The sequence below is a fragment of the Mesorhizobium sp. STM 4661 genome (genome assembly GCF_000359125.1).
Lineage (GTDB): Bacteria > Pseudomonadota > Alphaproteobacteria > Rhizobiales > Rhizobiaceae > Mesorhizobium.
In genome coordinates this window covers 1-23549 of record NZ_CAAF010000069.1, presented here as the reverse complement: position 1 = coordinate 23549, position 23549 = coordinate 1, and the positions used below count along the sequence as shown (strand labels likewise).

Sequence of the window (23549 nt, the reverse complement as noted above, 5' to 3'; positions counted from 1 at the left end):
CTTTCGGACAGAGTCAGGATGTGGCTGCATCCCGCTGTTCAGGAATGATTTTCCCAAAATCTTGATCTATTGTGACGCGCCACTGTTCGGGGAAGAAAAGCATGGCCGAAAAACGTGTCGATTTGCTCAGCGAAAGCGAGGCCGCCAGCGAGCTGGAGCGGCTGGCGGAGGAGATCGCCGAGCACGACCGGCGCTACCATACCGAGGACGCGCCGATAATCACGGACGCGGAATATGACGCGCTGACGCGGCGCAACCTCGCTATCGAAGAGCGTTTCCCCACCTTGGTGCGCGAGGATTCACCGGCGCGCCGGGTTGGCGCGCCACCGGCGGAAGGCTTTGCCAAGGTGCGCCATGCGGTGCCGATGCTCAGCCTCGCCAAGGCCTATACCGACCAGGACGTCACCGACTTCATCGAACGTGGCCGGCGATTCTTCGACCGCGACAAGGATCTCGGTATCGCCTTCACGGCTGAGCCGAAGATCGATGGGCTGTCGGCTTCGCTGCGTTATGAAGGCGGGGTGTTCGTGCAGGGCGCAACGCGCGGTGACGGCACCGTCGGCGAGGACATCACCGCCAATCTCAGGACGATCGCCGATATTCCCAAGACCTTGAAAGGCTCGGGATGGCCCGATGTCATCGAGGTACGCGGCGAGGTCTATATGACCTATTCGGAATTCGAGGCGCTGAAGCAACGGTCGGCAGCGGCCGGCGGCCAGGACTACGTCAATCCGCGCAATACGGCGGCCGGGTCGCTGCGCCAGAAGGATCCATCTGTTACGGCCAGCCGCAACCTTAAATTTTTCGCCTATGCCTGGGGCTATACATCGGAAGATCCCGCTCCGACTCAATACGGTTCAGTGCAAAAGTTCGCGGATTGGGGCTTCAAGATCAGCCCGCTTATGGTGCGGGCGAAGTCGGTCGAGGAACTGGTCGCGCACTATCACCTGATCGAGGAGCAGCGCTCATCGCTGGGCTATGACATAGACGGCGTCGTCTACAAGGTCGACCAGCTGGAACTGCAGCGCAGATGGGGTTTTGTCACCGGCGAACCACGCTGGGCCGTCGCCCACAAATTTCCGGCCGAACAGGCAATGACGACCGTGCAAAGGATCGACATCCAGGTCGGCCGTACCGGCACGCTGGCGCCCGTTGCACGGCTTGCGCCCGTCACGGTCGGCGGCGTGGTAGTCGAAAACGTCACGCTGCACAATGAAGACTACATCAAGGGTTTGGACAGCACCGGCCAGCCGATCCGCGACGGCATCGATGTACGCATCGGCGACACAGTGGTGATCCAGCGGGCCGGGGACGTCATCCCGCAGATCGTCAGCGTCGTCATCGACAAGCGGCCGGCCGATGCCGTGCCATATGAATTTCCACACTCTTGCCCGATCTGCGGCTCGCCCGCGACACGCGAGATCAACGAGAAGACCGGCAAGGAAGATTCCCGCCGCCGCTGCACCGGCGAGCTGATCTGCCCAGCGCAGGCCGTGGAAGGATTGCGTCACTTCGTGTCACGCGGCGCCCTGGATATCGAAGGCCTGGGCGCCGAAAACATAGACATCTTCTTCAATGCGGGATTGATCAAGACTGCCGCTGATATCTTCACGCTCAGGGATCGGCGTCCGGCGGTGACCAAGGCGCTGGCCGAGCGGCGCGAGGAGCAGGCCAGGCAGCGCGAGGCCGCATCGGGCAAGACGCGCAAGAATGTGCGCAGCGTCGAGGAACGCAACTACGAAGGCCTCGACAAACTCTTCGCTGCCATCGACTCTCGTCGCGAGCCCGAGCTGGACCGTTTCATCTTCGCGCTGGGTATCCGCCATATCGGCGAAACGACGGCAGCCGTGCTTGCCCGAACCTTCTCGACCATCGAGGAGCTGATCCGTGTCGGCAAGGAGACAGCAGCGGCGGCCGACCCGCACACTGTCTTCCCTTCGATCAACGGCATCGGCGACACGGTGATCGGCGCGCTTCGCGATTTCTTCGGCAATGAACGCAACGACGACGTGCTGGATGCGCTGCTCGCGCAGGTCCACCCAAAGCCGTATATCGTGGACGTCTCAGCCGGCAGCGCGGTCGCCGGCAAGACGATCGTGTTCACCGGCACGCTGGAAAAGATGACGCGCCCGGAAGCCAAGGCGATGGCGGAACGTCTCGGCGCCAAGGTCGCGGGCTCGGTCTCCGCCAAGACCGATCTGGTCGTTGCCGGACCGGGTGCCGGGTCCAAGCTCAAGCTCGCCACCGAACTCGGCATCGAGGTAATCGACGAGGATGCCTGGCTGGTGCGGATCGGCAAGGCGTGATGGCCGGCCCATTCGACGGTTTCGGCCAGAAGGCCATTCCATTTCTCAAGGCGCTGGATTTCCACCAGAGCCGGGAGTGGTTCCAGGAGAACCGCGACCTCTACGAGCGCGCGCTTTATGAGCCGTTCGGAGATCTGGTCGAAACGCTCTCCGAACGCTTCGCGGCGGCGGGGCTGGGCTTGCGGGGCGATCGCAAGAAATCGCTGTTCCGCATCAACCGCGACGTGCGCTTTGCCAAGGACAAGCGACCCTATAACAGCCATCTGTCGGCCATCCTGTCGCCGATGGTACCAAGATGGAGCAGGGCGTGTTCTTCGTTTACATCGGGCTCGACCGTTGCTTTGCCGGCGTTGCCTGGTGGCAGCCTGGGCCGGAGCTGCTCCGGGCCATGCGAAAGGCGATCGCGACGAAACCGGCGGAATTCCGCGGCCTGACTGGGACACTGAAGAAGGCCGGCCTCGAACTCGATACGGAAGGGTGCATGAAGCGCGCGCCACGCGGCTTCGAGCAGGTCACGGAAACCGATCTCGCCCAGGCTGTCCGCAACCGGCATTTCGCCGTCCGCCACACGATCGACCCGGCCGGAATCCACACGTCGGCCCTGGTCGACGAGCTCGTCGATTTCACGTTGCGCGCCAAGCCGCTGCTCGACTGGGGCAGGGCGATCCAGGGCAAGGTTTCGGCGAGTTAGGGTTTCCGGTGCGGTCCGGTCGCGGCTATGACGGTTACATCCGCATCAAGAGGCCGCCGTCGACGGGGAGTTCAATTCCGGTGATGTAGCTTGCCGCGTCGGAGAGCAGGAAAAGTGCTGCATTGGCCATGTCCTGCGGTGTTCCGATCCGGCCGAGCGGCGCGTAACTGGCGACCGCCGAGCGCTTTTCCTCGGTGTCCCAGCGTGCCTGCAGCGGCGTCAGCGCCATGCCCGGACAGATGGCGTTCGACCGGATGCGGTCGCCGGCAAGCTGCATGGCCAGCGACTTGGAGAGCGCACAGACGCCCGCCTTCGATGCCTGGTAGGCATCCTGCGGGTTCGGGTCGCCACGATACCACTGGATGGTCGAGAAATGGACCATGGCCCCGCCGCGCCCGCCAGAGCGCATGTACGGAACGACCGATCGTGCCGTATGCACAAAGGACTTCAGGTTGATGTTGAAGACCTGGTCCCAGACGTCGAGATCCATGTCGAGGGCCGACTTGTCGCGGCCGAACCACAGCACGCCGGCGACATTGGCGAGATAGTCGATGCCGCCGCGCTCACGGCCCGCCGTGCCGACGACCTGTTCGACGAAGGCGGCGTCGGTGAGATCGCCCTGTGCGAAGGTGAGCCTGTCGCTGTGGGAGGACAATGAGGCCGGACGAGCCTTCACGTCGATGGCGGTAACGGAAGCTCCCGCTTCGAGCAGCGCAAGCGCGATCGCTTCGCCCATGCCGCCACCGGCGCCAGCGACAACCGCGTGCCTGCCGGTGAAATCATAAACGATCATCTGCTTCCCCTCATGTGCTCCGCCCAACGCGCGATCGCCGGACAATAGGGGCGGATAAAAATTCCATCAAGCGGTATTAGAAAAAATTTGCCAAAATGGAAAATCGCGATATCGTGCCCGGATGACTTCCCAGCTCGAACGGATTTCAAGACCATGAATTTGCATTCCGGCGCGCGGACCTTCTCCGTGACCTCTCCCGTCGACGGCTCGACCTATGTGACGCGCGGCTATGCCGACGGCACGGCAATCGAGGCCGCGCTGACGCGGGCCCGGGCGGCATTGCCCTCGTGGCGGCGGATGCCGCTGGCCGAGCGGCTGGCGATCCTGCTGCGCTTCGGCGAGGAGATGAAGGCGCGGGCCGCTCCGCTTGCCGAGATGGTCGCCTGGCAGATCGGGCGGCCGCTGTGGCAGGCCGACGAGACGCCGCGTTTGGCGCTGATCGGACAGCTGCTTTCCGACATTGCTCCGCAAACGCTGGCGGACGTGCCGTATCCCTCCGACGAGACCATCCGCCGCTATGCCCGGCCGGTGGCGGGCGGCCTGCATCTGTCGATCTGTGCCTGGAACTATCCGACCGCCATGCTGGGCTATCTGGTGACGTCGCCGCTGGCGGCCGGCAATGTCGTGATCTTCAAGCATTCGCCGCAGACGCCGCTGATCGCCGAGGTGGCCGAGAAGGCCTTCCGCGCCGCCGGTGGTCCCGAAGGCGTGTTCCAGAGCCTGCATCTCGATCATGCCGATGCGGAGCACCTGATCGCATCAGGCACCTTCAATGCGGTGAACTTCATCGGCTCGGTCAATGGCGGGCGGCGCGTTCATGCCGCCGCCGCCGGCACCTTCACCCAAGTGCATCTCGAGCTCGGCGGCAAGGACCCGACCTATGTCCGCGCCGATGCCGATCTCGATGCGGCGATACCGCAGATCGCCGAGGGCACCTATTCCAATGCCGGCCAGTCCTGTTGCTCGGTCGAGCGCATCTATGTCGACCAGGCGATCCATGACCGCTTCGTCGACGCGCTTGTCGCCGAGACGGCGAAATGGACCATCGGCCATCCGATCGGTGAGAAGCCGATGGTCGGCCCGGTGGTGCGGGCGAGCGCCGCCGACACGATCCGCGATCTCACCGAAAGGGCGGTGCGGGCAGGGGCGCGGCGCCTGATGCCGCAGGACGGCGCTCTCAAGGCCGCGGGGCTTGGCGCCGCCTACGTCGCTCCGGAAGTTCTGGTCGGGGTCGATCACGGCATGCAGATCATGCGCGACGAGCTGTTCGGGCCGGTGGCCTGTATCCAGCCGGTCGGCGGCGACGACCAGGCAATCGGCCTGATGAACGACAGCGATTTCGGCCTGAGCGCCTCGATCTGGACGCGGGACATCGATCGCGGTGTGGCGCTGCTCGACGAGGTCGAGGCCGGCACCGTCTATCTCAACCGCTGCGACCACGCCGACCTGCATCTGCCCTGGGGCGGCATCAAGAATTCAGGCCTCGGCCGCACCAACGGCCGCGCCGGCCTGACGGAAGCGACGGCGGCGAAGGCCTATCACGTCCGCTCCGTCATCGGTTGAATTGGAGGTCGTCCGGTGAACGCCGAGAGCCTTGCAGGGCTTGACGATGCGACCGTCGAGATGCTGGCCGCGGCCAGTGTCGAGCGGCTGTTGCCCGACGCGGCGAGCCCCTATCTGCTGATCGCCGAACATGCCGGCAATCTTGTCCCTGCGCCATGGCATGATCTTGGCCTGGCAGTGCCCTATCTCGGCACGCATTTCGCCGTCGATCTCGGCATCGACGCCTTGACGCGCCGGCTGTCGCGGACGTTGTGGGCGCCGGCCGTGGTCGCGCATTATTCGCGGCTGTTCCTCGACTACAACCGCCCGGCGGGCGAGTGGGACTTCATGCGCCCGGATCTCGGCGGCTTTCCGGTGCCAGCCAATCTCGCGGTCGATGCCGCTGACGCCAGGCTGCGCAAGCGCATCGCCTGGGCGCCGGTCGAACAGGCGATCACCGAGATTGCGGCAGGCCGGCAGGCGCTCGTCTCGATACACTCCTTCACCCCGGTGATGGGCGGTGTTTGGCGCGACGTCGATATCGGCGTGCTGTGGCGGGAGCCGTCGCCCTTCGTCACCTCGGTTCTCAAAACCCTCGGCGCGCGTGGCGCCGAAGCGGGCTTGAGGATCGGTGACAATGCGCCCTATGACTGGCGTCAGGCGGTCGGCTATACGCTGAACCGGCACGGGCTCGAGCAGAACCGGCCCTGCCTCTATCTCGAAGTCCGCAACGACCTGCTTTCCGATCCCGAAACTTTCGAGCTCATCAGCCAGACCCTGGAGACAAGCTTTGCCACTGTCGCGATGTCACTATGGCCGAAATCAGCAGTAGCCGTCTAAAGGCTGGACGCCCTCAGGCCACGCCGTTAGAGCTTGTCGAATTGGAAACACGACAGCCAAGGGCATGGGCGATGCAGGGCAATGTGGGCAGCAAGATCAGGGATGCGCGCAAGGAGCAGAACATCACGCTGCGCGACCTCAGCGAGAGCTCCGGCCTTTCGGTCTCGCAACTGTCGAAGCTCGAGAACGGCAAGGCGCGCCTGACGGTCGACGTGGCGCTGATGATTGCCGGCGTGCTGCATGTGCCGGTGGCATCCTTCCTGTTCAGCCCGAAGCCGGGCATGCAGGCGCGCCGCTCGATCACGCGCGCCGGCAGCGGCATCCTGCATCAGGGCAACGCCATGGAATTCGAGGTCCTGTGCAGCGATTTTCGCGACAAGACCAACATTTTCTGGCGCGTCACGCTGCGGGCGAGGAGTTTCGAGGAGAATGGCGGCTGGCGCAGCCATTCGGGCGAAGAGTTCATCCATGTGCTCAGCGGCAGCCTGGAGCTGCATACGGTCCACTATGACCCGACGGTGCTGCAACCGGGCGACAGCATCCTGTTCGACGGCGAAATGCGGCACGCCTATATCGCGCTCGGCGACGAACCCGTGGTCATGCTGATGTCGAACACGGTCCCGCGCGATGGGCTGCCGGCCGGCGCGGTGGTCTGATTCCTGCCGGCCGGATTCGAGGCCAAAAGCTCGCCTCCCCAAGAATATTTTCTAAAATGGAAAAAAATACTTGTTATGGAAAAGTCAGGGGTCTAGCATCCTGATGACCGGCCGACAGGAGAAAAAGCCATCGGCCGGGATGGGAGATGTGACCGATGCTGTCGGTTGAGGCAGTCAGCAAGACCTTTGGCGGCGTGCAGGCTTTGCGCAGTGCTTCGCTGTCTTGCGCGGCCGGCGAAATCCTCGGCCTGATCGGTCCCAATGGTGCGGGAAAATCCACCCTGGTCAACGCCATCTCCGGTGTGCTCAAGCCGGACACCGGCAGCGTCAGGCTGGCAGGCAAGGAAATCACCGGCCATGGCCCCGAGCATTGCGCACGGGCTGGCGTCGGCCGCACCTTCCAGACCATCCGCCTGTTCAGGGATTTGACCGTCCGGCAGAATGTCGAGGTCGCCCATATCACCTGTCGCGCAGTTCGCCCCGATATCGCGGCACGCATCGGCGTCGATCGGCTGCTTGCCCAATATCAACTGGACGGCTTCGCCGATGTTCCGGCTGGAACATTGTCCTATGGCAGCCAGCGCCGGCTCGAAATCGCCCGCGCGCTGGCGCTTGGACCGCTGCTGCTTCTGCTCGACGAGCCGGCGGCCGGGCTCAATGAAGACGAATCCGAGACACTGGCAGTGGCGATCGAGGGCATTCGCAGGGATGTCGGCTGCGCGACCATCGTCATCGATCACGACCTGCGTTTCATCAACCGGCTGTGCGACCGGCTCTGCGTCATGGACCAGGGCCAGGTGATCGCATCCGGGCAGACCGAAGAGGTGTGGCGCGATCCGCGCGTCATCGAGGTTTATGTCGGGCAGTCCGAGACATCGTGACGGCGCCTGGGAATTGCAACAACAAGGGAGAAGGAGGGGTTCAATGGACAGGATGATCTTGGGGGCCGCGATTGCCGCGGCGGGGCTCTTGCAGGTGGCGCATGCCGGCGCCGCCGATCTGAAGATCGGGCTCGCCGTGGCGATGACCGGTACTTATGCGCCTTACAGCGAGGCCGAGGGCGCGCGCTGCATGGCCGACAAATTGAACAAGGCGGCTGGCGCCGGTGATCCCAAGATCGAGCTGATGATCGAGGACAACCGTTCCGACCCGCAGCTTTCGGTTTCGCTCGGCCAGAAATTCCTCGATGCCGGCGCCCAGGTCATCACCGGCGTGCCGTTCCCGGATGCGCTGATCCCGACCGCCCAGATCGCCGAGCCCTATGGCGCGACGGTGTTTTCGGCACCGAACACCCAGATCGAGATGCAGCAGGCCGGCCTCGACAATTTCATTGCCGGCGCCGTGCCCGATCCGATCAATGCGGCGGCCACCGCCAATGCGCTCTATGGCAAGGGCGCGCGCACGGTGGCGCTGCTGGTCTCACCCGACGCCGGCTCCTATTCCGAAAAGCTGCCGGAATGGTTCGGCGAGGTGTTCGAGCGTCTCGGCGGCAAGGTCGTCTCCAAGCTCAACTATTCCTGGGGCACCACCGACTGGTCGCCGCAGATCGCCAGCATCAAGGCATTGCCGCAGAAGCCGGACGCCATCCAGGTCTGCGGCGTGCTGCCCGATGTCGGCATCCTCATTCGCCAGTTGCGCGCCAACGGCTACGACGGCTGGGTGGCCGGTTGCGATGCCTTCGACGACAAGTCGCTGGAAGGAACCGTCGGCGATCCGGCGTCGCTGGAAAAGGTGATGTTCGCCACCCATGGCGCGACCGGCGTCGACAGCCCGATCGACCGCTTCCTGGCGCAGTGCAAGGCCGACGGCTACAAGATCAATGGCATCTTCGATGCGCTCGGCGCCGACATGGTGCAGATCAGCTATGAGGCGGCGAAGAAGTCCGGCACCGTCGAGCCCAAGGCCTTGCGCGAGGCGATCCGTGCACCCGGGGGCTATCCCGGCACGACCGCGCCGATCATCTCCTTCGCCGAAAAGAAAGGCTATCCGGTCAAGGCCGTGCCGGTGATGGGATTCTCCGGCGGCAAACGCGTGCTCATCAGCGACGCGCAGCCGACCTTCGTGCCGGCGTTGAACTGATTGGCAAAGCTGTTCCGATGATGCCGCGAGCGACAATCCGGGCCGATTCGTGCTGAAGGTCGAGAATCTGAGCGTGCGCTACGGCGCGGTTGCCGCCGTGCGCGACCTGTCGCTGTCGGTGGGGCAGGGCGAGCTTGTCGCCCTGCTTGGCCCGAACGGCGCCGGCAAGAGCTCGACCATCAATGCCCTGACGGGTCTTGTCGCACCGTCGGCCGGCCGTATCGTCCTTGATGGTCAGGACATATCGCGCGTTCGAACCGAGGATCGGATTCGCGCCGGCCTGACGTCGACGCCGGAAGGCCGGCACATTTTCGCCAATTTGACGGTTGGCGAGAACCTGCGGCTGGGCGCGGCGACGCGGCGCGATCCCAAAGGCGTGCGCCAGGACATGGAGCGCTTCCTCGCTCTGTTCCCGGTCCTCTCCGAACGCTACGCGCAGGCAGCCGGCACGCTTTCGGGTGGCGAGCAGCAGATGCTGGCCATTGCAAGATCGCTGATGTCGCGGCCAAAGCTTCTGCTTCTCGACGAACCCTCGCTGGGGCTGGCGCCGAAGATCGTCGTCCGGATCTTCGACTTCATCGGCCAGCTCAAGGCGGAGGGGCTGACGCTGCTGGTGGTCGAGCAGAACGCCAGGCAGGCGCTGCGCTTTGCCGACCGCGTCTATGTCATGAGTTCGGGTGCGCTTCGCTTCGACGGGCCGCCGTCCGGGCTTGCCGACGAACATGGCCTCCTCAATCTCTATATCGGCGGGTAGGCGCGGCATGGACTACGCTCTGCAGCAGGTTCTCAACGCCCTTGCCTTCGGTGCGGAATATTCGCTGGTGGCGCTTGGCCTGGCGGTGGTGTTTTCGATCATGGGGCTGGTGAACTTCGCCCATGGCGAGATCATCGGTGTTTCGGCCTACAGCGTGTTCCTGGCGGCAGCACTAGGGCTGACGTCGCCAATCGTCGCGGTCCTGCTTGCCATCGCGGCAGCGGCGCTGGCGGCGATCGCCTTCGAGCGCGTGGCATTCCGCCCGGTCCGCTATGCGCCGACGACGACAGGATTGCTGACGGCCTTCGGCGTCAGCATCGTCGTGCAGAACCTGTTCATGCTGCTGATCTCGCCGAAGCCGCAATCGGTCTCGATCCTCAATGGCCTGAACCAGATGTGGTTCTTCGGGCCGTTTGCGGTGTCGTCGCTTCAGGTCATGGAGTTGATCGTCTCCGGCCTGACCATCCTGGCCTTGGTGCTTTTCCTCAACCGGTCGACGCTCGGTTTGGCGATCCGCGCGGCGTCGCGCGATTTCGCCACCGTTCGCCTGATGGGCATCAGGGCCAACCGGGTGATTGCCACCGCCTTCGCCATTTCGGGTGCGTTGGCCGGCATCGCGGCCGTGTTCATCATGGCGCGGCGCGGCAGCGTCTCACCCGATCTCGGCTTCAGCCTGGTGCTGAAGGCATTCGTGGCCTGCGTCATCGGCGGCTTCGGCTCGCTTCCCGGGGCGGCGGTCGGCGGCATGCTGCTCGGCTTCATCGAAGTCGGCCTGCTGGTCGCCTTGCCGCAGGAATATGGGGGCTTCAAGGATGCGCTCACCTACGCGATCATCGTCGCGCTCCTCGTCTACCGACCGGAAGGCCTGCTTGGCCAACGGGTGGAACTCGGCGACAAGGAGATCTGAGGGTGGCGAGATCTGGGGTGGCGAGAGCAGAGATGTCGCAGGCGATTGAAGATACCGCACCTGCCGCTGTAGCAAGGCCCGGCGGCGCGCTGGCGCGCTCGCTTATCGGCGGGCTGGTCACTTCGTTGCCGGTGCTGGTGGTCGGACTGCTGATCCTGAATTTCGCGCCGACCTACTACACATTCCTGGCGCTGGGCGCCTTCGTGAACCTGATCGTCGTCGTCGGCCTGCAAGTGTTCATGGGCAACAGCAACATCGCCAATCTCGGTCACAGCGCCTTTGTCGGCCTCGGCGCCTATGGTGTGGCCATCCTGTCGACGCCGCTGGCGATGAAGAAACTGTCCATTCCAAACGCACCCTTCGGTTTCGCGACGCTGGAGCTCGATCCCGTCTCGTCGGCGCTGCTTGCGCTGCTTGCGGTCGGCATTCTGGCCCTGGTCAGCGGCAAGGTCATCAGCCGCCTCTCGGGCGTTGCAGCAACGATTGTCAGCCTGGCGCTGCTGATCATCGTCCATTCAGTCTTTCTCAATTGGACCGGTCTGTTCAAGGGCAACCAGGCGTTCTTCGGCATCCCGAAGGTGGTCGGCCTGCCTTGGATGATGGTCATGTCGGTCGTGGTGATCGTGCTGGCTCGGCTGTTCAAGGACAGCCGCTGGGGCTTGCAGCTCAGGGCCAGCGCCCAGAGCCCGCAAGCCGCCGCCGCACTCGGCATCGATGCCCGGCGGCTGCGCCTCGTGTCATGGGTGCTGTCTGCCTTGATTTGCGGCCTGGCTGGCATCCTCTACGCCTATTTCGCCGGCACGATCAGCCCGAAGCTGTTCTACTTCCAGATGATCTTCAACACGTTGGCGATGCTGATCCTTGGCGGCATGGCGACGGTGACGGGCGCGATGACCGGCGTGATCGTGCTTTCGGTCGGGCTGGAATTCATCCGCAGCATCGAGTCGGGCGTAACGATCGCCGGCATCCAGCTGCCGCAATTGCTCGGCCTGTCCGGCGTAGCACTTGGCGTCGTCATCGTGCTTTGCATGGCCTTCCGGCCAAGCGGCATCAGCGGCCGATACGAACTGGACGAGTTGCTGTCGCGATTTTTCAGGCACGCCAAATAGCGACGCCTGGTGTTTTCTGGTGGAGGTCTGAAAGTGGAATTTGAGGACAGGGTCGTGGCGTATGCGCCCAAGCTTAAGGCGCTGCAGAGCAAGCTGGCAGCCGACGGCGTCGAGTTCATCGAGATCCATACGGTCGACACGTCAGGCGCCTTCCGCTCGAAGATCGCGCCGCTGAAACTGTCGAGTTACGGCGAATCGATCAACGCCATCCTCTATTGCGTCACCCATGGCGACGGTCAGCCGATGGGCGACGTCGCCTTCGCTTCGGCAAGCGCCAATGAAGAAAACGGCTTTCCCAACATCAAGGGCATCATCGACCCGGTGACCGTCGTCCAGCACGGCTGGAAGCCGAAATTCGCGTCGGCCATCACCCGCGCCTACATGCTCGACGGCGCGGTCTGCCCGTTCGATCCGCGCGGCGTTCTGGCCAAGGCCGAGGAGCGGGCCAATGCGCTTGGCTACGAAGCGCGTTTCGCGCTCGAATATGAGTTCGGCATTTTTCATGCCGACCACGATTTGATGCGCGCCGGCCGCTATCGCGAGTTGAAGCCCTGGGGCCATTCGCTGATCAACTATGATCTGGTGCGCAGCGGCGAGTACCAGGATTTCGCCGCCGAGTTCATCACCCGCATGAAGAGCATCGGCATCGGGGTGGCCTCGCTGGTGACCGAATATGGCTTTGGCATGTATGAATACGCGCTGACGCCGAAGACGGCGCTGCAGGCGGCCGACGACGCCATGCGCGCCAAGCTGCACCTGCGCGAATTGTGCGCCGAGCGCGGGCTTGTCGCCACCTTCATGACGCGGTTCCAGCCGCCGGGCAAGGAAAGCGCCTGCGGCGCGCATCATCATGTCAGCCTGTGGCGTGACGGCAAGCCGGCCTTCGCCGCTGGACCAAACCGGCTGACGCCGGTCGCCGAGAAATTCCTCGCCGGCGTACTCAACCGGATGCTGGAAACGCACCTCTTGTTTCGGCCGACGGTCAATTCCTATCGCCGCTTCGACCGTGGCGCCTGGTCGCCGGAAGACGTCGCCTGGGGATTCGAGAACCGCACCGCGCCGATCCGCGCCATCACCACGCCCAATGATGATGCCTGCCGGCTGGAGCATCGCGCGCCCGGAGCCGACATCAACCCGTATCTGTCGATCGCGGCGATCCTGGCGGCGGGTTGCGAGGGAATCGAGAAGGAATTGCCGCTCGAAGCGCCGGTGACATCGAACCTGGCCAATCTCGACAAGCCGAAATTGCCGCGCACGCTGAACGCCTCGATCGAGGCTTTCGCAACGTCCGATTTCTGTGCCGAAGCCTTCGGCGAGGTGTTTCGCGACAATTACGCCGAGAGCCGGCGCGCCGAGCAGGCTGCGTTCGACGCCTGGCAGGCCTCGCATATCACCGACTTCGAATGGCAGCGCTATTTCGTCAGCTAAGCGAGCGGATTTGCCGGCACTTTGTGCATGGCGCGGCCGCGGCGATCATTTCGGCTGATCGTTTGGCTCAAGCGAATTGGTGTGACAAGGCAGGCGGCGCTCCCTACATCAGGCCTCTGATCAGGGAGCAGTCATGTCGGTGGAAGCGATTTCCGGAAACGGCGCCAGGAGCGATTTCTGGCAAGGCGTGCGGCTCTCGATGCCGGTCGTGGTGGCGTCGGCGCCGTTTGCGCTGCTGTTCGGCGCGATCGCCGTCGACAATGGCTTCTCGGTGCTTGAAGCCTTCCTGATGAGCGCCCTGGTCTTTGGCGGCGCCAGCCAGATGGTCGGCATCGAATTGTTTGGCCAGCATGTCGCGCCATGGCTGATCGTGCTGTCGATCTTCGCCGTGAATTTCCGTCATGTGCTCTATTCCGCGGGGATCGGCCGGCGTATCGCGCACTGGCCGCTGTTCCAGCAGGCGATAGGCTATTTCATCCTCACCGATCCGCAGTTCGCCGTGGCCGAGCGCAAGGCGGAAGCCGGCGAAACCGTGGGCTTTGCCTGGTATCTCGGCCTCGGCCTGCCGGTCTATGTGTTCTGGGTGATCGAAAGCGCGCTGGGTGCGGTGTTCGGCAAGCTCATCCCGGACACGCATGCGCTGGGCATCGATTTCCTGCTGCCGATTTATTTCCTCGGCCTGGTCATGGGTTTTCGCAAGCGGCCATTGTGGCTGCCGGTGGTCTTGGCAAGTGCCGCTGCCTCGATCATCGCCTACAAGACGGTCGGATCGCCATGGCATGTTTCCATCGGCGCGATCGCCGGCGTGCTGCTTGCCGTCATCCTGCCGCCCCACCATAGCGGCGTCGAGGCGCGGCCATGAGCACAACCTTGTGGATCATCATAGCCGGTGCGATCGCCACCTATCTCACCCGCATCGGCGGGCATCTGGTCATTTCGCGCTTCGAAAATATCCATCCACGTGTCGAAGCCGGGCTCAACGCCGTGCCGGCGGCGGTGCTGACCACACTGGTGGCGCCGGCCGCCCTTACCGCCGGACCGGCGGAATGGGCGGCGCTGATCGTCGCCGCGCTGGTGTCGCTGCGCGGCGGGCTGATGGCGATGTTTTTGGTCGGAGCCGCGGTGCTGATCCTGGCGCGGCAGTTCGTCGGGTAATCAGGCCGACTGCGACTGAGACGCCGCGCGCCGGGTGCTTCAGATCAGGAATTTCATGACATTCGGTACGTCGCCTGTTAGGAGCGGATGTCGATCGTCAGTGTCCAAGGAAACTCCAGCAACTGCTAAGAGGACGGCTGGTTCATACGAACGCTGGAATGCGATGCAGTTGAGCGCAGTGCACCGAACCACATTGCAAAAGTAGGCTGAGAAAATGGGTACCGCCTCCGCCATGGACGGGAGGAAACGATGACTACAACGAATCTAGTCTTCGCGTGTGATGAGTCAGGCGCTAAAGGCTATGCAGACCAGACAGAATCCTATCCTGGCGAAGTGGGCGTGTTCGCTGGCATCTTGGTGCCGCAGGAAATTGAGTCTAAAGCGCATCCTGAATTCCAGGCAGTCGTCGATAAGCACAAACCGTCAACTGGAAAGCTGCACGTAGCTGATCTACCTGCAGTCCAGCAGGAGGCACTCAGGCAGGATGTGTATACGGCTATTCGGAGGCTCAACCTGCCCTGTTTCTGGTACGCGATTCATGTGAGTGGTCTGAACGACTGGTACCTCACTCAAAAGAGGTTGCTGGAGGATAACAGGCAGGCCGCATTGGCAGCCCAGCAGCAGCCTCCGCGAGTAAAACGGAACAGCCCTCGTGACAACCCAGCCTCGATGCATGAGGTATTGTTTGAAGGCCTTTACGCGCACCTTATCGCCTTTCTGGAGGAACGAAATCAGAAGGAAGTGTCCATCGAGGTGCGGACAGATCAGATCGATACTCCGATTGTGAAGAACTTCGAGGTCACCGCCAAGCGCCTGCTGAGTGACGACCCGCTGCTGAAAGTAGTTAAAGGATTTGACACAGTCACCAAGCAGGTCGTTGAAGGCAGTATTGAGATTGGCATCACCCTTCCGCCCAGCATGCAGATCGAGGCCGTGGTGAGGAAGCTTACGATCAATACGGTTGCAGAGGGCGACGGCTACGTCCTCGCTGCCGATGTCCTTGCGAACAGCCTCAACCATCTGTTTAAGCATCGGGACAAGGCCGAGCTCTACGAACCTTTGAACCACCCGTCAGCCATTATGAAGCATCCGCTCGCGCATCACCTCGCAGCATTCTACGATTGGGGCATTGGTGATCTCGTTGGAGATCGGCTGTTCAGTCACCCCAAAGGTCGAAGGTCCGCGATAGCCCCAGGTCCGCAAGGGGTCCAGGGCTGACCTATCGCCTTGCAAAAGTCAGATCTTGGCGTCGTGCGGCAGTGGTGCGGTTGCCTTTTCCAGCCAAGCCAGGGTTTCGCCGTCGAGCATCGGTCCGATCTCGGCGAGCACGCGCGCATGGTATTGATCGAGCCAATGCAGCTCGTCGCGCGTCAACAGATCTGTGCGCACCAGCCTGACGTCGATGGGCGCCAGCGTCAGCGTCTCGAAACCGTGCATGGCGATATCGCCGCCCTCTATCGCCTCGGCCGGGGTCACCAGGACGAGGTTCTCGATGCGGATGCCGTAGGCGCCTTCCTTGTAGTAGCCGGGCTCGTTGGAGAGGATCATGCCGGCGAGCAGCTTTTCGGTGCCGGTCCTGGCGATGCGCTGCGGCCCCTCATGCACGGCCAGATAGGAGCCGACGCCATGGCCGGTGCCGTGGGCGAAATCGCAGCCGTGTTTCCATAGCGCCAGCCGCGCCACCGCGTCGATTTCGGAGCCGCGCGTGCCCGCGGGGAAGCGCAGCGTGGAAATGCCGATCATGCCCTTCAGCACCAGGGTGAAGCGCTCGCGCATTTCCTCGGTCGGCTTGCCGATCGGCACGGTGCGGGTGATGTCGGTGGTGCCGTCCTGGTACTGTCCGCCGGAATCGAGCAGGAACAGTTCGCCAGACTTGAGTTTGCGGTTGGTGGCGCGGGAAACGCGATAATGCATGATGGCGCCGTTCGGGCCAGCGCCCGAAATGGTGTCGAAGGACACGTCGCGCAGCGGCATCTGCGTCTCTTCGCCGGTGCCGCGGCGGCACTCTTCGAGCTTGGTGACGACGGCGATCTCGTCGAGCTTGCCGGGTTTCTGGCGGTCGAGCCAGCAGAGCAGCCTGGCAACCGCCGCGCCGTCGCGGCGATGCGCGGCGCGCGCGCCATTGATCTCGGCCTGGTTTTTCGTCGCGCGTGGAATGCGGGCGGGGTCGGGTGCTGAAATGACGGTGCCGCCATTGTCCTCGACCAGCATCCTGAGTTTTTCGGCCGCCAGCACCGGGTCCAGCGCTATTTTGGCGCCGCCCTTGGCCAGCGCGACAACAGCCGCTTCGAATTCATCGGGTTCATGCAGATCGGCGAGCTGGGTCAGATAGGCGGCCACCGTGCGCGAGAACTTGCGCTGGTCCATGAACAGCTGATGCTTGCCGTCGGCCGCAAGCACGGCGAAGCCGAGCGCCAGCGGCGTATGCGGCACGTCGCCGCCACGGATATCGAAGGCCCAGGCGATGGAGGACGGGTCGGTCAGCACGGCATGGGTGGCGCCGTCCTTGCCGAGGGCCGATGCCAGCCGCGCCAGCTTGTCCCGACCCAGTTCGCCGGCAAAGCCGATCGGGTGAATCTCGACCGGCGCCAGCGGCGGTTCGGGCTGGTCCTTCCAGATGGCGTCGATCGGATTGTTGTCGAGCGGCACCAGCACCGCGCCCGATTTCTCGGCCGAGGCCTTCAGCGCCTTGACGTCGCCGATCGTTTGCAGCCACGGATCGAAGCCGAGCCGCGCGCCCTTGCCGAGATTGTCCTTGATCCAGGCGGCGGGCGGGTTGTCGACCAGACTCTCGATCGCAAAGATGCCGAGATCGACCTCCTGGCGCACCTGCAGCGTGTAGCGCCCGTCGACGAACATCAAGGCGCGGTCGCCAAGCACGATGGCGACGCCGGCCGAGCCGCTGAAGCCGGTCAGCCATTTCAGCCGCGCCGAGCGGTCGGCGACATATTCGCCCTGGTGCTCGTCGGCGCGCGGCACGATGAACCCATCCAGCCCGTTGGCCGCCAGCCATTGCCGCAGCAGCGCCACACGAGGCTTGCCGACGGCGGGATCGCCGGCGGAATCAAAGGTCTGGAACATGGTGGCCTCTCCTCGGATGCTGGCCGCAACCTAGCGCATGGCTCTGAAAATCGGAATCAGCTTTTTGCGGCGCTGATCTTGGGGATGTGAAGGGGAGCGGCGCGGCATCTCACCGCTTGAGGTGGAGCGTCACCCAGCCCTCGCGATGCAAGGTCCTGACATGGCGAAATCTCTGGCCGACATAGGCCGCAATCACCGCGTCGCGTTGCCGGTCGAGGATGCCTGACAGCACAATCGAGCCGCCGAGCGCGATATGCCCGGCCATTTCGGGCGCCAGCCGCATCAGCGGCCGCGCCAATATGTTGGCGACGATGAGGTCGAAGGGCGCGCGCGCGGCAAAGATCGGATGGTGGAAACCCGGCGCCGTTACCGTTTCGACCAGCGCCTTGACGTGGTTGAGCCGGGCATTGGCGGCGGCCACCTTGACGGCGACCGGATCGATGTCGGTGGCCAGAACCGGGATATGCGCAAGCTTGGCCACGGCAATAGCCAGGACGGCGCTGCCGGTGCCGAGGTCGAGCGCATTGCGCGGGTGCTCGCGCCGCACGACCTGTTCGAGCGTTTCGAGGCAGCCGGCGGTGGTGCCGTGATGGCCGGTGCCGAAGGCCAGCCCCGCCTCGATCTCGATGGCGAGTTCGCCGCTGCGGCGCTTGCCGCGGTCATGCGCGCCATGAACAAAGAAGCGGCCGGCGCGCACCGGCTTCAGCCCTTCCAGCGAGCGCGCCACCCAGTCGATATCGGCCAGGGCCTCGCGCTCGACCGGCCTCGGCAGCGAAAGGCCGGCGAGAATGTCCTTCACCTTGATCTCGACGGCGTCGACATCGCCGTCGGCATAGAGCGACACTTCATGGATGTCGCGGTCCTCATCGACCTCCAGTAGGGCGATCGGCAGGCCTTCGTCCTCGAAGGCCGCGCCCAGGGCCGCGAAGATACGGTCGGTCTCGATCTTGCCGGCCGTGAAGTAAAGCCGCGTCTGGGTCATGAACGATGCATCAGCTTTCGCCAGCCAGCCGCTTGAGCTTGGCGACGGCGGTCTCCGCACTTTCTCCGTAAGCGATGGTGCCGGCAAACTCGCCCTTGGCGTTGAGCAGCAGCACCGAGGCGGTGTGGTCCATCGTGTAGTCGCCGTCGCCGGTGTCGACCTTCTTCCAGTAGATGCCGAAGGCCTTGGCCATGGCATGCACCTTGTCCGGATCGCCCGATATGCCGACGATGCGGTCGGAAAAATTGCCGACATAGGTGTTCATGATCTCGGGCGTATCGCGCTCGGGATCGACCGTGACGAAATAGGCACGCAAGTCCTTGCCGCTGTCGCCCATCGTCTTCAGCCAGCCGGCCATCTCGAAGAGCGTGGTCGGGCAGACCTCGGGGCAGTTGGTGAAGCCGAAGAAGACGACGCTGGGGCGGCCGCGAAGCGCGGCTTCGGTGATCGGAGCCCCCTTCTGGTCGACCAGCGTGAAGGGCGCGCCATAGGGCTCGCCGCCATAGAGCCCGCGGTACCAGTCGAAGGTGAGCCAGCCTATGCCTGCCGCCATCAGGACGAGAATGCCGACCAGAATTGAACGCATCATCGATTGTGTCCGTCTGATTTTCATTGGCGCGCGGGATCGGCGCCATTTGGCGAACACTCTTAACTCTTTGATACCGCGCACGCAAAGATGTCGCGTTGCCGCAACCGGCGGGCCCGCACGCACGATCCAGCTTGCAAAGCGCCGTCCTTCGCCCCACCTGAGACCGGCAAAACTCGAACCGCAGGAGGCTAACCTTGCAAGGACTGATTGGGCGAAAACTGATCGGCGGCGCTTTGGCCGCATGTCTCGTTGTCGGCGCTGGCGCGGCCGTCGCCCAGGAGGTCGGCAAGGTCGGCGTCGACTGGCTCGGCAACGACATCATCGTCGAGGCGATCAAGGACCCGAAGGTCGAAGGCGTGACTTGCCACGTCTCCTATTTCGACCGCGGCGTCATCGACCGCCTGCGGAAGGGCAACTGGTTCGAGGATCCGTCCGATTCCTCGATCTCCTGCCGCCAGACCGGACCGATCACCATCGGCGCCATCGACATGAGCGAGGCCGGCGAGGAGGTGTTCAGGCAAGGCATCAGCCTGATCTGGAAGAAGCAGGTGGTGAACCGCATCTACGACAAGGCCAACGAGACGTTGATCTATCTGTCGCATTCGCGCCAGGTGCAGGACGGCTCGGCGAAAATGTCGGTCACCACGGTGCCGCTCTACGGCCAGAACGTGGTGTGGACCAACGGCAAGCCGAAATAGGCTCCGGCAATAGCTGACGGACGATCGGTCCCGCTTGCGGGACCAATCGGCGACGCGACAATTGCTCCCGCCTTGCAGGAGCAATTGCGCTGACGTAAAGCCGCCGGCATGGATCGTCCCGAAAACCTTGTCCCGAAAGATCCCGAGCCGCGCATCCATCCGACCGCGGAATTGAAGGCGTGCAAGCTCGGGCGCTATGCCTCGATCGGCGAGCGCGTCATCCTGCGCGAGGTGGTGGTCGGCGATTTCTCCTATTTCGAGCGCCATGCCGAGGCGATCTACACCACCATCGGCAAGTTCTGTTCGATCGCCGCCAACAGCCGCATCAACGCGCTGGAGCATCCGATCGAGCGGCTGACGCAGCACAAGGTCAGCTACCGGCCGAACGAATATTTCCGCTGGCTGGGCGTCGATGCGGCGTTCCGGGAGCGGCGGCGGGCCAGGTCCGTCAGCATCGGCCACGATGTCTGGATCGGCCATGGCGCGGTGATCATGCCTGATGTGACCATCGGCAATGGCGCGATCGTCGGCGCCAATGCGGTGGTGACGCGCGACGTGCCGTCCTATACCATCGTCGCCGGCGTTCCGGCCAGCCCGCTGCGCCAGCGTTTCACCGCCGATATCGCCGCGCGGATCGAAAATCTTGGCTGGTGGGACTGGCCAGTGGAAAAACTCGCCAGGGCAATCCCCGACATGCAGGCGCTGTCGATCGAAGCCTTCCTCGACCGCTGGGAAGACGCCTGATCTTCGCTCCAAGCGGATCGGCGGTTGGCGCTCTTTTGGGGAAGAAACCCCTCCCGCCTTGCGGGGGTGGCGCGGCGGGAGGGGCTGGAGATAAACCGCCGTGAAGCGGAAGGAGCAGGCACTTTGCCTGTGCAATGACTATCGCGCCAAACTCATAAGGACTGTTTTCCGGGCGATGCTCTTTTCGCGCGCATTCAATTGCATTGGCGAAATCCTCATCGACAGGGAACTCGAAGCAGCTGCCGGTTGTTTCTCCCTGCCATGATGGAAAAGCTTTTCACTGGGATGGCCAACAGGGTTGCCCATCTCGCCGGTCTGCCGCTGACATTTGCCTTCTGCTGCCTGATCATCCTGGTCTGGGCGACAAGCGGGCCGGTCTTCGGCTTTTCGGATACCTGGCAGTTGGTCATCAACACCGGCACCACGATCATCACCTTCCTGATGGTGTTCCTCATCCAGAACACCCAGAACCGCGATGGCGCGGCGATCCAGGCGAAGCTCGACGAGCTGATCCGGGTCGGCAAAGGCCACAACCACTTCATCGGCATTGAACATTTGACCGAAACCGAGGTCGAGGAGATTCGCGACAAATGCGAACGCGCGGCAAAACGGCATGACCGTGAGATCGCCGACATGGCCGCCAAGAAGGCCGTTGGCCAAAAGCGCGGCGCGAAAAAGCAGGCTGCCTGAGCTCAGCGCTTCATGAATGCCGCGAAAGCGTCCTTGTGGTCCGGATGCCAGCGCGAGAGAGCAGGGCGGTTCTCGATGACGTCGCCGATCGCCCAGGCCATGCGCTTTTCGTCCATGGGCCGCGTCGCCTCATTGTCCGGGCACAGGATGTAGAAATCGCCACGCATCAGCGATGCCAGCATGAAGTCGATCACCTGCTCGCCGGTCCAGGCGCCGGCCGGTTTTTGCGTCGCCCCTTCGGTGAGACCCGTGTAGGTGAAACCCGGGATAAGCAGATGCGCCGACAGATGGGCGCCCGGCTCGTTGCGCAGCGCGTGCGCCAGCCCTTCGGTGAAGGTTTTCACGCCCGATTTGGAGACGTTGTAGGCGAGATTTCCGGGCGGCGTGGTGATGCCTTGCTTGGAGCCGGTGTTGATGATCAGGCCTGGTTTGCCGGCCGCCAGCATGCGCGGCGCAAAGGCCTCGACGCCATGCACGACGCCCCAGAAATTGATGTCCAGCAGCCGCTTCCAGGCATCGCGGTTCTCCCAGGGTTTGCCGGGATTGTCGCCGACGCCGGCATTGTTCATCAGCAGCGACACGCCGCCGAAGGCGCCAAACGCCTTTTCCGCCAGCCGGTCGACATCGTCTGCTTTTGAGACGTCGGTCGGGACGGCGAGCACGGCGCCGCCGATTGCGGCGATGACGCGGCCTGCTTCGTCGAGACGCGCGCCGCCGATATCGGCCAGCACGATCTTCATGCCCAGTGCCGCCAGCCGCCTGGCCGCGGCAAGCCCGATGCCGCTGGCGCCGCCGGTGATGACGGCGACATTGCCTGAGGCAAGGGCGGGCAAAATGGTCTGGATTTCGGCGTCGGCGGTCATGATTTTTTCCTTGTTCGGGGTAGCGCCGAACTTAGCGTGGGATGTGGCTCAGGCAAGCTTCTCCTGATGTCTTCGGGTTGACCGCGTCGGCGGGCGCTGCGCATGTTGCCGGCGAAAGAGGAGATTTGCCGATTGACCGACTGGATCGAGATCCTGAAGGAGCAGACCGCCACCGGCGACCAGATGGGCCGCGAGGTACCGCAGATGCTGGCCAATCCCGATATCACCGAGGCGCAAGTGAAGACGCTGTTTTCGGCGCTCGAAAAACAGGCGGAATTCGTCGAGAAGCTGCGCATGGCGCTGGAGAAGTTCGGCCATGATTTTTCCGTGATCAAGGCGGCCGAACGGCTGGAGGAGCGCTATGCCGATCTTGCTGCTTCCGTCGCCGAGAAGTTGAAGGCGATGCGGGGGCTAGCGAATAGGTAGTCCAAGGGCGGCCCATTCGTCGGGCGGGATCGTAGGTCCGACACGGAAGGTGAAGGACAGGACCTTCGTCGCATCGGTATCGACCTCGCACCGGAAGCTCAGACGATGCCATGTTGCAGCTGCGTGGAAAGCGGCCTGCGGAACATCAAGGATATTGCCCGTCTTCAGCGGAACAAGTGGTACCAGGTCAGGAAAATAAGAGGCGTCCTGTAATTGTTGCTGCAACGCGCTGGCGCAAAGTTTGGCAGCCCGCTGATCACGAGGCACTCCGGCGATTGAGGTCGTAGCCAGCACATCGCCGGTAGCGCCTTGTGAGTAGAGCCGGCGAACACCCGGAAGACCCGCATAGTTGCGTGCGTTCGTGGAGCTTGGCCTCCTGGCGCTCGCGTTTCCGAGCTTCGAGACCTTTGCAGGGCTGGGGTTCGGCGCATTTGCGGGCCTGGGCTGGGGCGCTTCGGCTGACGTGGGAAGCTCGATCTCACCGTCGCTGCCGGCGGCAGCCAACGGCGTTGGTGCCGCGGCTGTTTGCTTGTCGGTGTGCGTTCCCACACCTTGTCTGTCTGCCTCCTGTTTGTCTACGTCCCGGGCTGATGGTGCCTGCGTCTGCTGTGCAGGCTCGGCGTCCTTCGCTGCGATTGCCGAGTTGTCGCCGACCTTGGCTGAATCTGCCTGCTCCTCGGCCTTCGGTATGACAGGCGGCTTCGAATCTTCATCCTTGGCCGGCGACGGCGAGTTGTCTTGAGGGCTGCCCCCATCCAGGGATTTCCTGGGGCCGGTATCCTTCTCGCCGAACTGAAAAACAGGCTTCAGGATCTCGATTGGCGACGGCTTGAGCGGCTGCTTTTCCGGCGCAGGCGGCTTTTCAACTTTCTGCTCGGGCGGTTTTTCGACTTTGGGAGCCTTTGGGGGAGCAGGTTTCGGCTTAGGCTGATCGGGCGGAGGTACGAGCGCGACATTTACCGGTTGCTCCTCCTGCGGCTGTTGGGGAGGCGTCGGCAGGCCGTAGACCAGGAGAGCTGCGATCAGCGCATGCAGGATCAGCGATGCGGGCAAGCCCCACAGTAAATTCCGACGCCGCACTCGTGTCTCGTCTTTCATCTAGACCGATGTGGAGTGAAATAGCGGCGGCATCAAGCATGAGCGTGGAACTGGCGCGATTTAGCCGCTGGACAGGTGGCCTTTGCCGTGATGATCACGGTCTTTTCCCGGGTGGCGC

At 63.5% G+C, this 23549-nt stretch carries 23 protein-coding genes and 1 pseudogene; 18 read left to right on the top strand and 6 right to left on the bottom strand.

Annotated features, from left to right (window positions below):
- Nucleotides 1-101 precede the first annotated feature (101 nt).
- Complete coding sequence (gene ligA, locus MESS4_RS23035) at nucleotides 102-2306, top strand: NAD-dependent DNA ligase LigA (RefSeq protein WP_006336185.1); 2205 nt, start codon at nucleotides 102-104, stop codon at nucleotides 2304-2306.
- Nucleotides 2306-2997 (top strand): annotated as a pseudogene (locus tag MESS4_RS23030) (TIGR02453 family protein). Before ligA ends, MESS4_RS23030 begins: the two are co-directional and overlap by 1 nt.
- Before the next feature lie 34 nt (nucleotides 2998-3031).
- On the opposite strand, the gene MESS4_RS23025 reads toward MESS4_RS23030, so the two are convergent.
- Nucleotides 3032-3790 carry an SDR family oxidoreductase gene (locus MESS4_RS23025; RefSeq protein WP_006336182.1) on the bottom strand — a complete coding sequence of 253 codons (759 nt, stop codon included), beginning with the start codon at nucleotides 3788-3790 and terminating at the stop codon, nucleotides 3032-3034.
- Nucleotides 3791-3943: 153 nt separating this feature from the next.
- On the opposite strand from MESS4_RS23025, the gene MESS4_RS23020 reads away from it, so the two are divergent.
- The 12 genes from MESS4_RS23020 (at nucleotide 3944) to MESS4_RS22965 (ending at nucleotide 15478) form a co-directional block, all read left to right on the top strand.
- Nucleotides 3944-5353, top strand: a complete 1410-nt coding sequence (locus tag MESS4_RS23020; protein WP_006336181.1) for an aldehyde dehydrogenase family protein — start codon at nucleotides 3944-3946, stop codon at nucleotides 5351-5353.
- 15 nt (nucleotides 5354-5368) lie between these two features.
- Nucleotides 5369-6172: an N-formylglutamate amidohydrolase gene (locus tag MESS4_RS23015; protein WP_006336180.1), complete on the top strand. Its 804-nt coding sequence runs from the start codon at nucleotides 5369-5371 to the stop codon at nucleotides 6170-6172.
- Nucleotides 6173-6243: 71 nt separating this feature from the next.
- On the top strand, nucleotides 6244-6828 hold the full coding sequence (locus tag MESS4_RS23010) for an XRE family transcriptional regulator (RefSeq protein WP_006336179.1): 585 nt from the start codon (nucleotides 6244-6246) through the stop codon (nucleotides 6826-6828).
- Between the two features lie 155 nt (nucleotides 6829-6983).
- Nucleotides 6984-7709, top strand: coding sequence for an ATP-binding cassette domain-containing protein (locus MESS4_RS23005; RefSeq protein ID WP_006336174.1), 726 nt, complete (start codon nucleotides 6984-6986; stop codon nucleotides 7707-7709).
- 43 nt (nucleotides 7710-7752) lie between these two features.
- The gene (locus MESS4_RS23000) at nucleotides 7753-8907 is read left to right on the top strand and encodes an ABC transporter substrate-binding protein (protein ID WP_006336170.1); all 1155 of its coding nucleotides are present in this window, start codon (nucleotides 7753-7755) and stop codon (nucleotides 8905-8907) included.
- A 49-nt stretch (nucleotides 8908-8956) separates the two neighbouring features.
- A complete protein-coding gene (locus MESS4_RS22995) occupies nucleotides 8957-9661 on the top strand; it encodes an ABC transporter ATP-binding protein (RefSeq protein WP_006336169.1) in 705 nt (234 codons plus the stop codon).
- Nucleotides 9662-9668: 7 nt separating this feature from the next.
- Nucleotides 9669-10568 carry a branched-chain amino acid ABC transporter permease gene (locus MESS4_RS22990; protein WP_006336167.1) on the top strand — a complete coding sequence of 300 codons (900 nt, stop codon included), beginning with the start codon at nucleotides 9669-9671 and terminating at the stop codon, nucleotides 10566-10568.
- Between the two features lie 32 nt (nucleotides 10569-10600).
- On the top strand, nucleotides 10601-11677 hold the full coding sequence (locus MESS4_RS22985) for a branched-chain amino acid ABC transporter permease (protein ID WP_006336166.1): 1077 nt from the start codon (nucleotides 10601-10603) through the stop codon (nucleotides 11675-11677).
- A gap of 33 nt (nucleotides 11678-11710) precedes the next feature.
- The gene (locus tag MESS4_RS22980; protein WP_006336165.1) at nucleotides 11711-13105 is read left to right on the top strand and encodes a glutamine synthetase family protein; all 1395 of its coding nucleotides are present in this window, start codon (nucleotides 11711-11713) and stop codon (nucleotides 13103-13105) included.
- A gap of 133 nt (nucleotides 13106-13238) precedes the next feature.
- The gene (locus MESS4_RS22975) at nucleotides 13239-13967 is read left to right on the top strand and encodes an AzlC family ABC transporter permease (RefSeq protein WP_006336164.1); all 729 of its coding nucleotides are present in this window, start codon (nucleotides 13239-13241) and stop codon (nucleotides 13965-13967) included.
- Nucleotides 13964-14260: an AzlD family protein gene (locus MESS4_RS22970; RefSeq protein ID WP_006336163.1), complete on the top strand. Its 297-nt coding sequence runs from the start codon at nucleotides 13964-13966 to the stop codon at nucleotides 14258-14260. Before MESS4_RS22975 ends, MESS4_RS22970 begins: the two co-directional genes overlap by 4 nt.
- A gap of 249 nt (nucleotides 14261-14509) precedes the next feature.
- Nucleotides 14510-15478, top strand: a complete 969-nt coding sequence (locus tag MESS4_RS22965; RefSeq protein ID WP_006336162.1) for a hypothetical protein — start codon at nucleotides 14510-14512, stop codon at nucleotides 15476-15478.
- A gap of 18 nt (nucleotides 15479-15496) precedes the next feature.
- Here the strand turns inward: MESS4_RS22965 and MESS4_RS22960 are convergent, their stop codons facing one another.
- The 3 genes from MESS4_RS22960 to MESS4_RS22950 all read right to left on the bottom strand — a co-directional run bounded on the left by MESS4_RS22960 (nucleotide 15497) and on the right by MESS4_RS22950 (nucleotide 18912).
- Nucleotides 15497-17341, bottom strand: a complete 1845-nt coding sequence (locus MESS4_RS22960; RefSeq protein ID WP_006336161.1) for an aminopeptidase P family protein — start codon at nucleotides 17339-17341, stop codon at nucleotides 15497-15499.
- Between the two features lie 109 nt (nucleotides 17342-17450).
- On the bottom strand, nucleotides 17451-18323 hold the full coding sequence (locus tag MESS4_RS22955) for a 50S ribosomal protein L11 methyltransferase (RefSeq protein WP_006336160.1): 873 nt from the start codon (nucleotides 18321-18323) through the stop codon (nucleotides 17451-17453).
- Nucleotides 18324-18333: 10 nt separating this feature from the next.
- Complete coding sequence (locus MESS4_RS22950; protein ID WP_006336158.1) at nucleotides 18334-18912, bottom strand: SCO family protein; 579 nt, start codon at nucleotides 18910-18912, stop codon at nucleotides 18334-18336.
- Nucleotides 18913-19115: 203 nt separating this feature from the next.
- Here MESS4_RS22950 and MESS4_RS22945 point away from each other — a divergent pair, with 203 nt between their 5' ends.
- The 3 genes from MESS4_RS22945 (at nucleotide 19116) to MESS4_RS22935 (ending at nucleotide 21044) form a co-directional block, all read left to right on the top strand.
- Complete coding sequence (locus MESS4_RS22945) at nucleotides 19116-19610, top strand: CreA family protein (RefSeq protein ID WP_036241937.1); 495 nt, start codon at nucleotides 19116-19118, stop codon at nucleotides 19608-19610.
- Between the two features lie 108 nt (nucleotides 19611-19718).
- Nucleotides 19719-20354: a DapH/DapD/GlmU-related protein gene (locus MESS4_RS22940; RefSeq protein ID WP_006336156.1), complete on the top strand. Its 636-nt coding sequence runs from the start codon at nucleotides 19719-19721 to the stop codon at nucleotides 20352-20354.
- 264 nt (nucleotides 20355-20618) lie between these two features.
- Nucleotides 20619-21044: a low affinity iron permease family protein gene (locus MESS4_RS22935; protein WP_036241919.1), complete on the top strand. Its 426-nt coding sequence runs from the start codon at nucleotides 20619-20621 to the stop codon at nucleotides 21042-21044.
- A 2-nt stretch (nucleotides 21045-21046) separates the two neighbouring features.
- On the opposite strand, the gene MESS4_RS22930 is transcribed toward MESS4_RS22935, so the two are convergent.
- The gene (locus MESS4_RS22930) at nucleotides 21047-21907 is read right to left on the bottom strand and encodes an SDR family NAD(P)-dependent oxidoreductase (protein ID WP_006336144.1); all 861 of its coding nucleotides are present in this window, start codon (nucleotides 21905-21907) and stop codon (nucleotides 21047-21049) included.
- Nucleotides 21908-22039: 132 nt separating this feature from the next.
- On the opposite strand from MESS4_RS22930, the gene MESS4_RS22925 reads away from it, so the two are divergent.
- Entirely contained in the window at nucleotides 22040-22333 is a 294-nt protein-coding gene (locus MESS4_RS22925) for a hypothetical protein (protein ID WP_006336143.1), read from the top strand.
- Here MESS4_RS22925 and MESS4_RS22920 read toward each other — a convergent pair.
- Nucleotides 22319-23386, bottom strand: a complete 1068-nt coding sequence (locus MESS4_RS22920) for a DUF930 domain-containing protein (protein ID WP_348259960.1) — start codon at nucleotides 23384-23386, stop codon at nucleotides 22319-22321. The genes MESS4_RS22925 and MESS4_RS22920 overlap by 15 nt on opposite strands.
- Between the last annotated feature and the right edge of the window lie 163 nt (nucleotides 23387-23549).